Here is a 14,164-nt window from a genome sequence, read left to right as displayed (position 1 = left end):
TAAACTAGGGTCTAAAATTTTCAGATCTCCAGGACTACTGAACTAATGACCAATCACTGATGACTAAAAACTGACAAAGGAGAAAAAACCGATGACGATGACACCGATGAAAGCTCCGCCTCTGGTTTCACTACAAAGTCCTAAAGATGTGTCGATCGACCAAATAGAGGCCGAATTGAGTCAAATTTGGGAAAGTTACAGAGAATCGGGGTCGAAAGGGGATTTTCCGATCGCTACTAGGGCAACAACTTTTACTTTTGTAGTCTACGAACCCGAAGAAACTCAGCGGTTATTAGCGGATCTGGGGTTTTACGACGGGCCGGTGGACGGTATTACCGGGCCGATGACGGCATCTAGCATCAGGGCGGCTCAAAAAGCTTACGGGCTGCCGAGAACAGGCAAACCTAACGCTGAATTGCTGGCGACTTTGCGGGAAGAAGTGGCTCGCAAAAACTCCAAAGGCGAGGAGATGGGATCTAGCGGCTTGGGTTCCGGGGGTTCGGGCGTGGCTGACGCGATTGTGGCTGCCAATCCCTGCCGGATTATTGCTCTGTGCCCGACGGCGGGGGAAGATACGGGCGTGCAGGCTCAAGTCGCTGCTTATTGTCCGGTTCACAAGCGCACCAGCGGCAATCTGATCTGCTGCGAGTACATTACGCTGCGGGGTACGGAAGCTGCTTTGGAACGGGTGAGCGGCATCGTGACGGCGTTGACTATCGCTGATTTGCCGACGCTGCTGTGGTGGAAGGCGAATCCTGATGCCGATCGAGGTTTGTTCCAGCGGCTGGCGGCAGTTAGCAGTTCTGTGATTGTTGACTCTAGCAGCTTTGCTGAGTGTGAAGCGGAATTGCTGTTGATGCAAAGTCTGATCGAGGAGGGAATTCCGATCGCGGATCTGAATTGGCGCCGGCTGGCCGCGTGGCAGGAGTTGGCTGCTGAGGCTTTTGACGCGCCGGAACGTCGCGCTGCGATTCGGGAAATCGATCGGGTGACGATCGATTACGAACAGGACAATTCTACTCAAGCGCTGATGTATTTGGGCTGGCTGGCGAGCCGACTTCAGTGGCGTCCGGTTGCTTTCAAACAGGAAGAGGGCGATTACCACATCAAGCGAATTAAATTCGCCGGGCCCGACGAACGGGTTGTCGAAGCCGAGTTGGCTGCTATTCCTACTGCTGATACGGGCGATGTCGCGGGCGATTTGATTGCTGTGCGTTTGAATTCTACAAACGAAAAGGCTGACTGCGGTACAGTTCTGTGTTCGGAAGCGGGCGGCTGTATGCGGATGGAAACGAAGGGCGGCGCTCAAACCGATCGGTTTAACCAGGTGAGTCCTCTGTTCGATCAGGTGACGGAACAGTTGCTGGGCCAGCACTTGCAGAGTTGGGGCCGAGATGTGCTTTACGAAGAAAGTTTGGCAGTGACGGCTCAAATGCTGAAGTTGGCTAAACAGTAAAAAGAAGGGAGTTCGGCAACGGATTCGCTCGACGGATGTAACGGATGTCAGTCCGATGTCCGTCGGAAGAAGGAATAAGGATTGAGTTAATATTCAGTGGGGCAGGCAATGTCTGCCCTACTTTTTTAGAAGTTGTGAGTTAGAAGTTATGAGTTTGAATTAATCATGTTCTTTGATTCTCAACTTTAAATTACTTCCAAAAAGCAACTAAATTACCTCTCTTTTTCTCATTCTTCCTTCGCGGTATTCGCGTCTTCGCGGTTCGTTAAATATGTATTTTTTGTAAATATTCTAGAACTATGGCTTTAGTAATTGCTGGCGAACGCAGCGGGGCGGGAAAGACTACTGTGACGATCGCCCTTTTAGCTTATTTAATCCGTCGCGGCTTGAATGTTCAATCTTTTAAGGTAGGCCCGGATTACATTGACCCGATGTTTCATGCTTTTGTTACTGGTCGCCCCTGTCGGAATTTAGACCCGGTATTAACGTCTGAATCTTATGTAAAAAAGTGTTTTTCTCGTCACATTCAAGATGTCGATTATGCCCTAGTTGAAGGGGTGATGGGACTCTTTGATGGAGTGAGTCGAAAAAATCAGGAATCAGGAAGGCACGACACGGATTTTGACACGGATACACGGATTAATTATCGAAAAGAAGAAGGCAATTATGATTTTTCCTTTGCTTCTACGGCTCATGTTGCTTATTTGCTGAATTTGCCGGTATTGTTTGCGATCGATTGCAGCAGGCTCTCTGGTTCTGTGGCTGCGATCGCCCACGGTTTTCGTTCTTTTAACCCTGACCTTAAATTCGCTGGTTTGGTGCTCAATCGGGTGGCGAGCGATCGACATTTGGAGTTGCTTCAAGATGCTCTCAAACCGCTCAATTTACCTATTTTGGGCGTTTTGCGTAGGGATGAGGCTGTTACTATTCCCGATCGACATTTGGGGCTGATTCCTGCTGAGGAGTTGCCGAATCTTCATGCTGCGATCGATAAACTGGCTGATTTGGCTGCTGTTAGTTTTGACTGGGAGCAACTTTTGCCTTTGTTGGCTGCAACTCGAAATGGGGGGGGTGAGGGGTCTGAGCAACTTTTGGGTAGGCACAGTCTCCCTTCGGTTATTGTAACTCAAAAAGATGATGTTGTCAACTCTTTGGGAAAACAATTGGGAGTGAGGATTGCAGTTGCGCGCGATCGGGCTTTTAATTTTTACTATCAGGACAATCTTGATTTGTTGGAAGAGTTGGGTGCCGAGTTGGTATTTTGGAGTCCCCTTGATGATTCGGTTTTTCCTGACAACGTGCAAGGGTTATATTTTGGTGGTGGTTTTCCCGAGGTGTTTGCTCAAAAATTGAGCGGTAATGTTTTAATTCGGGATGCGGTAAGAAAGGCGATTTTTTCGGGAATGCCGACTTATGCGGAGTGCGGCGGTTTGATGTACTTGTGCGATTCTATTGTAGACTTCGATGGCAATTCTTGGCAAGGGGTGGGGGTGTTGCAAACTTCTGCTGCGATGGGTAAGCGTTTGACGCTGGGATACCGAGAAGCTGTGGCGCTGAGGGATAGTTCGGTGTTAACTGCTCTTGATGAGGTTTGGGGACATGAGTTTCATCGATCGCATTTAACTGTGGAACCGAGTAATCCAGTTTATCACAGTTGGAGGTATGGCAAGCGGGGGGAGGTTGAGGCGGTTGCTGAAGGTTGGGGAGTTTGTCAGGTACACGCTTCTTATTTGCATTTGCACTGGGGTGCTCGTCCTGATATTCCGGCTCGTTTTTTGCAGCGGTGTGCTGATGCGCGATTGTAAGGTTGATACAGAAACCGCAGATGTCAGGCAGATAAACACAGATTAACGCAGATTAATTTCAAGAAGGGCGATCGAATGAAAGCAATGTTGTTTATTTTCTTGTGGGATGAGTCGAAAGGTTGGTTTTTAGCTGCGCCCAGAGTTGAAATAAAGTGGTCTTACTATTTATATTAGAATATTTGTGAAGGAGAAACCTAGGGATGTTGGGATTTATGAGCGAATCAATTTCGACTAAGCAGTTGTTTGCGCAATGGGTGACACGGGAGAATTTCCGGCGTTACGGTCAAGTTATCTTTACGGCTGTTGATGGCAAGTCTTTCGATGCTGAGGACGCTCAGTTAAGTTTGCAAAATGGTGTTCCTAGATTTTACATTATGCGGCTCCATAAGGAAGGTCGCAAGTTTCGCAAAATTACGCGGCACGTTGAATGTACTCAGTGTTTGGGTTCTTTGGAGGGGAAGGATTGGTTGATGGCGGTTGCGCCTCCTGGGGATAGCGATAAACCGAGTTTGGATGATGTTGTTGCTTTTCGGATTCCGGGCAATTGTTTTATTAAGTTAGATGTGGGGACTTGGCACGCTGGGCCGTATTTTGATGCGGATTTTGTTGATTTTTACAATCTGGAATTGAGCGATACTAATGTGGTTGACCATTTTACTTTTGATTTTGTGAAACATCACCATCTGGAGTTTGAGATTGTTTGATGTTGGCGATTGGTCGTTGCGCTTTCTTTTTGGTGATTTTTGAGTAAGATTTTTTAACCGCAGAGGGCGCAGAGGACGCAGAGAGGGAGAAGGAGGGGGTTGGCAAGTTATTGGGGAATTCTTTTGGCCTCACTAGGCTGAATGACCGCGCTTGAAGGATAAAGTTTACAGGTGTTAAATTAAGTGCAATTGTTATGTCTGAGCAAAAGTATAGCATTGTTCTGCGCGAATGTCGTTTGTTAGGTGCGGGCGACGATCGCCCAAGGGTTGATATTGCTATTGAGGATGACCGAATAGTCGCTGTTTCGCCTCGGATATCAGAACTTGGCGAACGCGAAATCGATATTCAAGGCAATTTAGTTAGTCCTCCTTTTGTGGATTCGCACATTCATCTCGATTCGGCTTTGACTGCGGGGGAACCGCGATGGAATGAAAGCGGCACTTTGTTCGAGGGTATTCAAATCTGGGGGGAACGCAAGCAATGTTTAACTCTGGATGATGTCAAAAAACGGGCTGTTGAAACTTTAAGGCTGCAAGCGTCTCAAGGGATTTTGTTTGTCAGGAGTCACGCTGATGTTAGCGAACCGACGCTGACTGCTTTGCAAGGACTTTTGGAGGTTCGTGAACAAGTCAAAGATTGGATGACTCTGCAAGTTGTGGCTTTTCCCCAAGACGGGATTTACGGAAGTCCAGAAAATGACAAGCTTTTAGAGAAATCTCTGGATATGGGTGCGGATGCTGTGGGCGGGATTCCGCATTATGAGTTGACGCGGGAAGATGGGGTGAAGTCGGTTGAGCGAATTTTTGAACTTGCTGAAAAATACAATAGGTTAATAGATGTTCACTGCGATGAAATCGATGATGAACAGTCGAGATTTTTGGAGGTGGTAGCGGCTTGTGCGATTAGAAGCGGGGCCGGTTCGCGGGTGACGGCTAGCCACACGACGGCTTTCGGTTCTTATAACAATGCTTATGCTTTTAAGCTGATGGGAAGTTTGGCAAAGTCGGGAATTAATTTCATCGCCAATCCTTTAATTAATATCACTCTGCAAGGCCGCGCTGATACTTATCCCAAACGCCGTGGGGTGACGCGGGTTAAGGAGTTGTGGCAGCAGGGTTTGAATGTGAGCTTTGGCCACGACTGCGTGCAAGATCCTTGGTATAGTTTAGGTACGGCAAATATGTTGGATGTCGCTCATATGGCGGTTCATGTTTGTCAGATGACGGGAATGGCTGAGATTGCAGCTTGTTTTGATATGGTCACTGTCAACGGTGCTAAAACTCTCTATCTGGGAGATGATAATTATGGGATAGATGCGGGGAAACCTGCAAATTTGATTGTGTTGGATGCTGAGGATTGTTATGATGCTATTAGGAGGCGCGCTGCGGTTCGGTATGTGATTTCGCAGGGTAAGTTGTTGGCGGAAACTGCACCTGCTAAAATTAGTTTTTATGGTATTTGACAAACAATATTTTACGCTGTTAAATTGTGAATCAAGGTGCTATTCCGGATGAGAGTCCGAGAAATTTGCAGGAGCAACTGCTACTGCAAGATGCTAAGGCTGGTAATTTTAGAGCAATTCAGGGCGGACCTGACGATATACTAGGGGATGTTTCCAGACTGGTTGCCCTCTATGGAGGTAATCCCGAAGACTGGTACAAAATAACTAGCATTCAGGCTTTTGTAATTAATGGGGCTTCCGTACAAGTGCACTGGTTTGAAAATGCAAAAATTTTCCAACAAGTTGAATTAAAGTTTAAACGACAATATCCTAAAATAGCACCTAAGAATTTATAGGTAGACAAGTTATGATTGTTCGCTGTATTGCTAAGACTGGGAAAGTTCTACCGGAAAATTATATCGATCCGGCAAGAGGTTATACTAAAAAGGTTGAATTGCCGTTGACTGTTGGCAAGGAATATGTTGTTTATGCAATCCGATCGTGGCAGGGAATAGTTTGGTACTATATTTGTGATGATAATTACAGCTATTATCCCATACAGACTCCGGCACCGCTGTTTGAAGTAGTTGATAACCGAGTTTCTAAGTATTGGCAGTTTATGCTTGACCCGAATGGGGTGTTAAGGTTTGCTTTTGAGCAGTGGTTTACTGACCCTTGTTTTTATGATAAGCTAACCGACCAGGAAGAGGCGGAGGTTGAGATTTTTGAGAAGGTTAAGGCATTGATGGATGCTGAGGATTTTACTTTGCCTCCGCTGGATGTTGCCGTTGAGAAGTTGCGGGAAACTGTCAGTGTTTGAGTAGAAAAGTGCGATCGCAAATTGTTTCTTTACCACCTTGACTCAAATACCTTCAAATGGTATCAAATAGGAATCAGCAGAATTTTGTGAAATAAAATGAACGAAAAAAATGAAATCAATAGAAGCTATGAGATACTAGATGGCGATGATGATGTTTTGTTATTGGGGAAAGCTACTTTTACGGTGGGGAGGTTTAAAGAGCTAGTCGCTAGGAAGTTTGATTATATACTATTTTCTATCGAGGCAGCAGACAAGGAATCTCGCAAGAAATCGATATATTATTGGATGCAATCTCTGTCGATTAACGAAGAAACAACTATTCAGGTAGGGGAGATAAACTGGAGTTCCCCTCCAGAAGGAATCGATGGTCAAATTCTCAAGATTGGTGCAAAAGGTTGGCAAAAAGGAAAGCTTAAAATTGAAATTAATAAAAATTTCCAGTCTGGAGAAACGCAGACATCTATAAAGTTTTGTCCTGATGAACCACTAGAGCCAAAATCACCTTTAGATGATATCAGGCAATCTGAGGAATACAAAAAACTGAGCAATAATAACTGACTGCCCGATCGCGCTTACAATACAATAATCGATCGCACTTATATCTGAATCTTATATTTTTAACCGCAGATGAGGGCGGATGTACGCGGATGTACGCTGATGTTTTTTTGGGAGGGACTTATGGTAAATGTAGAAGAATATGTCGATCGCACGGCCGAACTGATAAACTTACCGTTAGACCCGGAACATCGGCCGGGTGTTGTGGTAAACTTCGAGAGGATAGCTGCGATCGCCCGACTGGTTACTGAGTTTCCTTTACCCCCAGAAGTAGAAGTCGCGCCGGTGTTTGAACCTTAGATTTTTAACCGCAGATGAGGGCAGATGTACGCGGATGAACGCAGATGTTTTTTGGAGAGGGCTGATGCGGTTGCTACGGCAGCGGCTGTTAAATCGGGTAAGGTTACGGCTACAGGGGCGGTAACTGCTGCTTTGGAACGGATTGCTGTTAAGGATAAGGCTTTTAATTGTTTTACTGCTATCACTGCATCCAGCGCACTCGCAGCAGCCGAAAATATAGATAGTTCGATCGCCAATAACCAAGACCCAGGCCCTTTAGCAGGCGTTCCTTTCGCTGTCAAAAACCTGTTCGATGTCGCCGGAATTACTACTCTAGCTGGGTCAAAAATCAACGCTGGCAATCCTCCGGCTACCCAGGACGCGGCGGTGGTCGCCAGACTCAAACAAGCCGGGGCTGTCCTTGTGGGTACGCTCAACATGGATGAGTACGCCTACGGTTTTGTGACGGAAAACAGCCACTACGGGCCGACTCGCAATCCCCGCGATACTGCGCGCATCGCTGGCGGTTCCAGCGGCGGTTCCGCAGCAGCAGTCGCCGCCGGTTTTGTACCCTTCACTCTCGGTTCTGATACTAACGGTTCCATCCGCGTACCTGCTGCTTTGTGCGGTGTCTTTGGGTTTAAGCCTACTTACGGCCGTTTGTCCAGGGCTGGCGCTTTTTTATTTTCCAGTAGTTTGGATTGTGTGGGACCGTTTGGCCGATCGATCAGAGATATGGCGCTGCTGTACGATATCCTGCAAGGCCCTGATTCTCGTGACCCGGTTTGCACTCAACGCCCGCCACAACTTTGTTCGCCGCAGTTAAATCAAGGCATCGAAGGATTGCGAATTGCTGTTGCTGACGGGTATTTCGCCACAGGGGCCGCACCGGAAGCAATGGATGCTGTAGAAATAGTTGCTAAGGCCTTGACAAATCTCTTGGATTGTGGTATAAACACAGAAAAAACAACAAACCCCCCAAAAATAGGGGGGCTTGCAACTGTCACTATACCGGAATCCGATCGCGCCCGGGCTGCGGCATTTATCATTACCGCTTGCGAGGGGGGAAATTTGCATTTGGACAATTTACGATCGCGCCCTCAAGACTTCGATCCTGCCACGCGCGATCGCTTTTTAGCGGGAACCCTGATCCCTGCGACTTGGTACTTGCAAGCCCAGAGATTCAGACAGTGGTACCGCGATCGAATTCGCGAAATATTCCAACACACAGACATTATCCTCGCACCCGCAACCCCGATAGCTGCCCCTGAAATTGGCGTCGAGAAAATGGTAATAGCCGGACAAGAAATCTTAGTACGTCCCAATCTCGGACTGTTCACCCAACCCCTATCATTTATTGGCTTGCCCGTTCTTTGCGTGCCCGTACAGCGGCCCGGCGCTTTGCCCTTGGGGGTACAAATTATTGGTGCTCCCTACAGCGAAGCGGTGATTCTCCGAGTCGCTGCGGTACTTGAATCGCAAGGCCTTGTATCTGCCGGATCAATTGACCCCTAATTCTAGGGTTTGTTGTTGCGGTGAAAGCGTCTCTTAGTCCTTCTGGCAATAGCTTTGCGCTTCTGCTTTTCCAAGGGGGTTTCAAAGTGGCGGTGCTTTCTCATGTCGGGGAAAATACCCGCTTTGGAAACTTGCCGCTTAAACCGTCGTAGGGCTGACTCAATCCCTTCATTTTCGCCTATTACAACTTGGGTCATTCTTTCTCCTTAGTGTTTGTTAGATCAAGTTTTATCATATCAAGCTTTTTGACCGCGCAACCTGTTGGAGGTCGGCCGATCGCCCAAAACCTCAAAATTATACCATAAAATTGGTTTGTAGTGAGGACTTGATATCATTTCCGGTTACACCGGAATGATGTTGACTGTTGACGGTTGACTGTTGACAGTGAACAGTTAACAGTCAACCGTCAACAGTCAACTCGAAACTACGAACCCCTTTGATTGCGGGTACTGGTTTAAGAGGGTTGGGCTATCAACTGATTTTCCTGCCGCAGGTAAGCTTGAATAAACGGGTCTAATTCGCCGTTCATCACATCTTCGATCGCGGTTGTTTCCACTCCAGTACGCAAATCCTTGACCATTTGGTATGGGTGAAAAACATAATTGCGAATTTGGTTGCCCCAAGCCGCCTCCACCATGTCGCCGCGAATCTCGGCAATTTCCGAAGCCCGCTGTTCCTTAGCAACCACCAACAGCCTAGCCTTGAGTAATGCCAAAGCTTTTTCCTTATTTTGCAACTGACTGCGTTCTTCAGTACAGCGGACAGCCAAGCCGGTAGGAATGTGAACGATGCGGACTGCGGTTTCTACCTTGTTAACATTTTGCCCGCCCTTGCCGCCCGCGCGGGAAGTCGTGATTTCCAAATCTTTTTCTGGAATGTCCAACTTGACGGATCGATCGAGAATTGGCATCACTTCGACCCCTGCAAAACTGGTTTGACGCTTGTCGTTAGCATTAAAAGGCGAAATTCTGACCAAGCGGTGAGTGCCTTTTTCCGATCGCATATAACCGTAAGCGTAGCGGCCGACAATTTCCAAAGAAGCAGATTTAACACCTGCTTCCTCTCCCTCGGAAATTTCCATTAAATGTACTTTGTAACCTTGACTTTCTCCCCAGCGGGTGTACATCCGCAGCAGCATTTCGGCCCAATCTTGAGCATCTGTGCCGCCGGCCCCGGCGTTAATCGTCAAAACGGCGCCGCCTTCATCGTAGGGCCCGGATAGTAATTGTTGCAGTTCCCACTGGTCGAGTTCGCGGGTTAACTGAGAAAGACTCGATGAGGCTTCTTGGAACAGGGACTCGTCGGCTTCTAACTCCAGCAGTTCTAAAATAGCTTTAGCATCTTCCAAGCTCGTTTGCCAGCCGCGATATTGGTCTAAGTGAGATTTTAAGTCATTAAGTTCTTGGAGGGTTTCTTGAGCTTGGTCTTGGTCGTCCCAAAATGCTGGTTGGGCGCAGATTTGCTCTAAGTCTTGAATTTTTGCTGTGAGTGCGGGGATGTCAAAGATAGTCCTGGGTTGTACCCAGTCGATCGGACAAAGTTTCGATATTGTGTTTGATGTCTAGAACTTCCACTGTGAGTTCTCCTAGTTGTGGGGTGTATTTTTGAGTTTAGCTGAAATGTTGCTCTAAATGTGCAAATCAATTTTTCAGCAGCACACCAGCTTTGATAAATGAGTCTATTTTGCCGTCGAGCACCTCGGCGACGGCTGTTGTTTCGATTCCTGTACGGAGATCCAAAACTTTGCCCTGGTTCGCGCTGTCGCTGGCCAATTGATATTCCCGAATTGGTTGGTTAAGGACTGTTTTTAGGATCTCGCCCTGAATATCTGCAAGCTGTTGAACTCCTTGTCTTTGCATAATAGCAAACAGTTTGCTGGTGAGAACCGCCAAAGCCCTTTCTCTATTTTGCCATAGACTCCGCTCCTGATTAGATATTGCAGAAATACCAGTAGGAATATGCACAATCCTCACCCAACTTTCGACTCCGTTACAATTCAGGTTGCGAGGAGGCAAGATTATTTCTAAATCCTGCTGTGGAATCTCCAGTTCCACATACATTGGCACAACTTCCACCGTCGCTGAACTCGCCTGCTTTCTGGTAATATTAAAAGGCGATGTACGTTTCAGTAGATGCACTCCGGTTTCTGACTTTAGATAGCCGTAAGCGTAACGTCCGTCTATTGCCACAGTTGCAGAATTAATTCCTCTATCTGTCGATGGCGAATCTTCAACTAACTTAACTCTATAGCCTCTGTTTTGTCCCCAACGACCGTACATTTTCAGCAACATTAGTGCCCAGTCTGGAGCATCTAGGTCATCTATTGCTGCATTAATTATCAGGTAGGCTCCATTTTTGTCGCAAGGCCCGCTCAAGGATTGCTCTAATTCACACTCTTCGAGAGAGCAGTTGAGTTGAGCTAAATTAGTTTGAAGTTCTTGCTCTAATTCCTCGTCTGCTTGAAATTCGAGTAACTCCAGTGCTGCTGTAGCATCTGCCAAAATTGTTTGGCACTGGTTGAGTTTTGCCTGGTAGGATTGGAGTGCGTCTAGTTCTTGGAGTATCAGTTCAACTGTCTTGATGCTTTTGCCAGATTCCGGCTGTGCTGCTAGCTGTTGTAACTTTTGGTTCTCGGCGGTTAATGCTGAGTTAAAGACAGTCTTGTAGGCCGGTTAGGCGATCGGACAATGTTTCGATGTTGTGTTTGATGTGTAGAATTTCCACTGTGAGCTCTCCGGCGTTGTGGGGTGTATTTTTGAGTTTAGCTGAAATTTTAACCTTTCAGCAACTAATCCGTGTATCCGTGTCCAAATCCGTGTCGTGGCTTCCTTCTTATATATACTGTGAACCTGTTGAATTGAAAGTTTTACCGCATTCGTGAGCGCATACGTCCAACCTTTTAGAACAGGAAAAACTTTTTGTGAGGTCTTCGCGAAACCAATCACTTTCCAGGGCATCTTTCACCGATTGAGTTCTGAGAGAATTAAAGCCCTCTCCGTATTTTTCAATTAAAGCCAGCATTTGCGGTCTGTAAGTGTGGTTATAAATAGCGTATTTAGTATGACTTACCCAACAACAAGGCCAGAGTTCCGCTTCAAAACTGATAAAAATGTCTTTGCTAGCTTGAGTTTGGCAGCTAATTTCTACATTTCGGTAGTAATTGTTTAGGCTACCAAATTTTTCAACAGCTTGGATAAATTGGTCTCCCTGTGGATTTTTATATTGTTCCAACGATGGGGGTTGGAGTTCTTCGCTGGCTGGCTTTGATGGGACGGGCTGAGTTTGATCTGGTGCTTGAGAGGTTTCGATAGCTATAGCTTGATACCAAGCATAATTGGCTTTTTCTGGTTGCCCCAACTGCGTCAACACTTTAGCTAAATTGCGATAAGCTCCGGCAAAATTGGGTTTAAGCTCGATCGCCTTTTGGTAATAAGCACTAGCTGGCTGCCACTGTTGCTGTTGGGCATAAAGACTGCCGACATTAGCATAAACTTCTGGAAAATTAGGCTGAATTTTGAGGGCTTTTGCGTAACAATCTGCTGCTGCTTGCATCTTCCCCAAACCTTGAACAGCATTGCCTAAAGTTTTCCACGCTGCTGCAAAATTAGGTTGAATTTTTAGGGCTTGTTGGCTGGCGGCGATCGCATCTGATAGCTTTCCTTGTTTCAAGCATTCCTCAGCTTGTCGGTGGAACTGAAGCGCAGCCTGTTCTTGATGCTGAGGGGCTGACACATTAGCTGTTGCTGGTTGGTGGGGGCGATCGCTCTTGGCATCTACCTGAGAGTTTTCTGCCTTCTGAGGCTGTTGATTTGCGGACTCTTTCTCATATATCTCTTTCGCCACAAAACGAGAGGTAGCTTTCGGTACAAACTCAACAAATCCTAGTTGTTGGGCTAAATCCCGCGCTGCTTCTACTTGGTGCTGGTTGTGTTCAAATATCAAGTAGTGCCATACAGCTTTTCCGCCAGCTTGGATGAAGGCATTAACCGACTGCATTATTCTATCCCAGTTGGTATTTTTGCGGTAAATGCTGTTAGTATCTGCCAAGCCGTCGATACTAAAGGTTACGCTGTCGTTTTCTCCTGTCATCGCCTTTGCCAGGGCTCGCCACCAGTCGGGATTGCGTCCGCTACCATTAGTATAAAGCCCGATTTGAGGAACTCCCATGCGATGCCAATATTCGATCGCGGGAATTGTGGTATTGCTAGTCATAGCATCGCCGTAGTTGCCGCACATATAAACCAAATCCAACTGAGAGCAAAACTCTTGTGGGAAAATTCTCTCAATATCCTCCATCTTTAATTCCGCCCCCGGCAAAATCGGGTTGTCGGTGCGGGGACACTGCGGACAAGCTGCATTGCACCTGGAGGTAATTTCTACGCTGACTCTCCTGATATCTTCATATTTTAAGTACATGAGTTTTCCCCAATTAATTTGTGATTAATATTGAAATCGCGATCGACAGAATTAGATAACAAGAGTTTTGATTGAGTGATTAAAAAGTAAAATTATACCTCATGCCTGCACCGGACATGATATAAGTTTTGTTTATGACGGACAGAGGACGCGATGAGGACTATCTTGGTGGTAAATCTTAATCAAAAACCGCGGCTCGATCGACATCCGGCCGCGGTTTTTTTTTAAGCTAAAGTTTCAATTAATCCCGGCCGTTGAGAGCAATCAGCAGGCGCAGAATGAAAATGAACAAGTTGATGTAGGTCAAGTACATCGACAGAGCGGCGGGCAAATACTGGTCGTCGCGGTAGGTGCGGGGTAATATGTAAAAATCGACGATCGCAGCGCCGGCAAATATAAACACGCCGACGCCAGAAATCCCAATTTCCAACCAGGTTGGGGTGTAGACGCCAAATAGAGCGAGCAGAAACTGGCCGCCAACGACGACTAACAAAGCAATCACACCTAAACTGATAGTTTTGGTGAGAGCCATGCCGTCTTGTTCAGAAAGGTTGGAGCCAATTTGGCGGGCGGCGATAAAGGTAATGCCGCATCCGAGGGCTGCAAAAGCGATGCCGGAGATGCCGACGCCTTGGGTTCTGAGGGCTGTAAATACCAATCCGCTGAGGGTGTAGCCCGAAAGCAGGCTGTAGGTTGCCAGCAGGGGCAAAGCGGTGTTTTTGTTGCCTTGTTCGGCGGCGGCGCGAGCGACGAAGAATAGAATTAATTCTACGGCGATCGCGGCAATGAATGTGGGAAAGAAGATCCCGGGATAGTTGCGGATCACTCCGAGGCCGCCGTAGGTGCCGACAGCAGTTAAGACAAGTCCGCCGCCCACGAAGGGGAGAGCGTTGGAGATGACGTTGGGGCCTACTAGCGCGTGGTTTTTGGCCTCGCGCACGGCTTCGCGGAAATTGCTAGTGTTACTCACGAGGATTTACCTAATGTTGGCTGAGAATTGCTATCTATAGCCATCCTAAATCATTTGTGAATTTCTTACCCCCTCCCCTTGATAAGGGGAGGGTTGGGGTGGGGTCAATCGATTGCGCGATTTTCGATTTTCGATTTTAGAGGCGACCCCACGGATAAATGCTCTTTCTTGAGGATTTTCGATTTGAGATTTGGGATGGATT

14 protein-coding genes and 1 pseudogene are annotated in these 14,164 nt (G+C 47.0%); 9 read left to right on the top strand and 6 right to left on the bottom strand.

Annotated elements, in window-relative coordinates:
* The first annotated feature begins 91 nt into the window (after positions 1-91).
* From opcA to QUB24_RS19245, 9 genes are all read left to right on the top strand, one after another.
* Complete coding sequence (gene opcA, locus QUB24_RS19285) at positions 92-1,456, top strand: glucose-6-phosphate dehydrogenase assembly protein OpcA (protein ID WP_333154773.1); 1,365 nt, start codon at positions 92-94, stop codon at positions 1,454-1,456.
* A 299-nt stretch (positions 1,457-1,755) separates the two neighbouring features.
* Positions 1,756-3,261, top strand: a complete 1,506-nt coding sequence (locus QUB24_RS19280; RefSeq protein WP_333154772.1) for a cobyrinate a,c-diamide synthase — start codon at positions 1,756-1,758, stop codon at positions 3,259-3,261.
* 212 nt (positions 3,262-3,473) lie between these two features.
* Entirely contained in the window at positions 3,474-3,965 is a 492-nt protein-coding gene (locus QUB24_RS19275; protein ID WP_333154771.1) for an ureidoglycolate lyase, read from the top strand.
* Positions 3,966-4,159: 194 nt separating this feature from the next.
* On the top strand, positions 4,160-5,428 hold the full coding sequence (gene codA / locus QUB24_RS19270; protein WP_333154770.1) for a cytosine deaminase: 1,269 nt from the start codon (positions 4,160-4,162) through the stop codon (positions 5,426-5,428).
* Positions 5,429-5,454: 26 nt separating this feature from the next.
* Positions 5,455-5,763, top strand: a complete 309-nt coding sequence (locus QUB24_RS19265) for a hypothetical protein (RefSeq protein ID WP_333154769.1) — start codon at positions 5,455-5,457, stop codon at positions 5,761-5,763.
* Between the two features lie 11 nt (positions 5,764-5,774).
* The gene (locus tag QUB24_RS19260) at positions 5,775-6,227 is read left to right on the top strand and encodes a hypothetical protein (RefSeq protein WP_333154768.1); all 453 of its coding nucleotides are present in this window, start codon (positions 5,775-5,777) and stop codon (positions 6,225-6,227) included.
* Between the two features lie 96 nt (positions 6,228-6,323).
* A complete protein-coding gene (locus QUB24_RS19255) occupies positions 6,324-6,785 on the top strand; it encodes a KGK domain-containing protein (RefSeq protein ID WP_333154767.1) in 462 nt (153 codons plus the stop codon).
* A 120-nt stretch (positions 6,786-6,905) separates the two neighbouring features.
* The gene (locus QUB24_RS19250; protein WP_015176516.1) at positions 6,906-7,082 is read left to right on the top strand and encodes a DUF4089 domain-containing protein; all 177 of its coding nucleotides are present in this window, start codon (positions 6,906-6,908) and stop codon (positions 7,080-7,082) included.
* 24 nt (positions 7,083-7,106) lie between these two features.
* Positions 7,107-8,576: an AtzE family amidohydrolase gene (locus tag QUB24_RS19245; protein WP_333154766.1), complete on the top strand. Its 1,470-nt coding sequence runs from the start codon at positions 7,107-7,109 to the stop codon at positions 8,574-8,576.
* A gap of 2 nt (positions 8,577-8,578) precedes the next feature.
* Here the strand turns inward: QUB24_RS19245 and rpsU are convergent, their stop codons facing one another.
* From rpsU to QUB24_RS19215, 6 genes and pseudogenes are all read right to left on the bottom strand, one after another.
* The gene (gene rpsU / locus QUB24_RS19240; RefSeq protein ID WP_006632476.1) at positions 8,579-8,773 is read right to left on the bottom strand and encodes a 30S ribosomal protein S21; all 195 of its coding nucleotides are present in this window, start codon (positions 8,771-8,773) and stop codon (positions 8,579-8,581) included.
* A 257-nt stretch (positions 8,774-9,030) separates the two neighbouring features.
* A protein-coding gene (gene prfB, locus QUB24_RS19235) for a peptide chain release factor 2 (protein WP_333154765.1) occupies positions 9,031-10,150 on the bottom strand; the annotation gives its coding sequence in 2 pieces (ribosomal slippage) (positions 9,031-10,077 and positions 10,079-10,150; 1,119 coding nt in all).
* Positions 10,151-10,216: 66 nt separating this feature from the next.
* Positions 10,217-10,636 carry a peptide chain release factor-like protein gene (locus QUB24_RS19230; RefSeq protein ID WP_333154790.1) on the bottom strand — a complete coding sequence of 140 codons (420 nt, stop codon included), beginning with the start codon at positions 10,634-10,636 and terminating at the stop codon, positions 10,217-10,219.
* A gap of 24 nt (positions 10,637-10,660) precedes the next feature.
* Positions 10,661-11,203, bottom strand: a pseudogene (locus QUB24_RS19225) (PCRF domain-containing protein); the annotation flags it as partial.
* Positions 11,204-11,408: 205 nt separating this feature from the next.
* Positions 11,409-12,992: a tetratricopeptide repeat protein gene (locus QUB24_RS19220; RefSeq protein WP_333154764.1), complete on the bottom strand. Its 1,584-nt coding sequence runs from the start codon at positions 12,990-12,992 to the stop codon at positions 11,409-11,411.
* Between the two features lie 241 nt (positions 12,993-13,233).
* On the bottom strand, positions 13,234-13,962 hold the full coding sequence (locus tag QUB24_RS19215; protein ID WP_333154763.1) for a Bax inhibitor-1 family protein: 729 nt from the start codon (positions 13,960-13,962) through the stop codon (positions 13,234-13,236).
* Between the last annotated feature and the right edge of the window lie 202 nt (positions 13,963-14,164).

Source organism: Microcoleus sp. B9-D4, assembly GCF_036705105.1.
In the GTDB taxonomy this organism is placed as follows: Bacteria; Cyanobacteriota; Cyanobacteriia; order Cyanobacteriales; family Microcoleaceae; genus Microcoleus.
This window is presented reverse-complemented; position numbering and strand designations above follow the sequence as displayed.

Coding starts and splice junctions, on each gene's coding strand:
- QUB24_RS19255 (WP_333154767.1), top strand. CDS start 6,324: ATGAACGAAAAAAATGAAATCAATAGAAGCTATGAGATACTAGATGGC.
- opcA (WP_333154773.1), top strand. CDS start 92: ATGACGATGACACCGATGAAAGCTCCGCCTCTGGTTTCACTACAAAGT.
- QUB24_RS19275 (WP_333154771.1), top strand. CDS start 3,474: ATGAGCGAATCAATTTCGACTAAGCAGTTGTTTGCGCAATGGGTGACA.
- QUB24_RS19245 (WP_333154766.1), top strand. CDS start 7,107: ATGTACGCGGATGAACGCAGATGTTTTTTGGAGAGGGCTGATGCGGTT.
- QUB24_RS19230 (WP_333154790.1), bottom strand. CDS start 10,636: ATGTATGTGGAACTGGAGATTCCACAGCAGGATTTAGAAATAATCTTG.
- rpsU (WP_006632476.1), bottom strand. CDS start 8,773: ATGACCCAAGTTGTAATAGGCGAAAATGAAGGGATTGAGTCAGCCCTA.
- codA (WP_333154770.1), top strand. CDS start 4,160: ATGTCTGAGCAAAAGTATAGCATTGTTCTGCGCGAATGTCGTTTGTTA.
- QUB24_RS19220 (WP_333154764.1), bottom strand. CDS start 12,992: ATGTACTTAAAATATGAAGATATCAGGAGAGTCAGCGTAGAAATTACC.
- QUB24_RS19280 (WP_333154772.1), top strand. CDS start 1,756: ATGGCTTTAGTAATTGCTGGCGAACGCAGCGGGGCGGGAAAGACTACT.
- QUB24_RS19250 (WP_015176516.1), top strand. CDS start 6,906: ATGGTAAATGTAGAAGAATATGTCGATCGCACGGCCGAACTGATAAAC.
- QUB24_RS19260 (WP_333154768.1), top strand. CDS start 5,775: ATGATTGTTCGCTGTATTGCTAAGACTGGGAAAGTTCTACCGGAAAAT.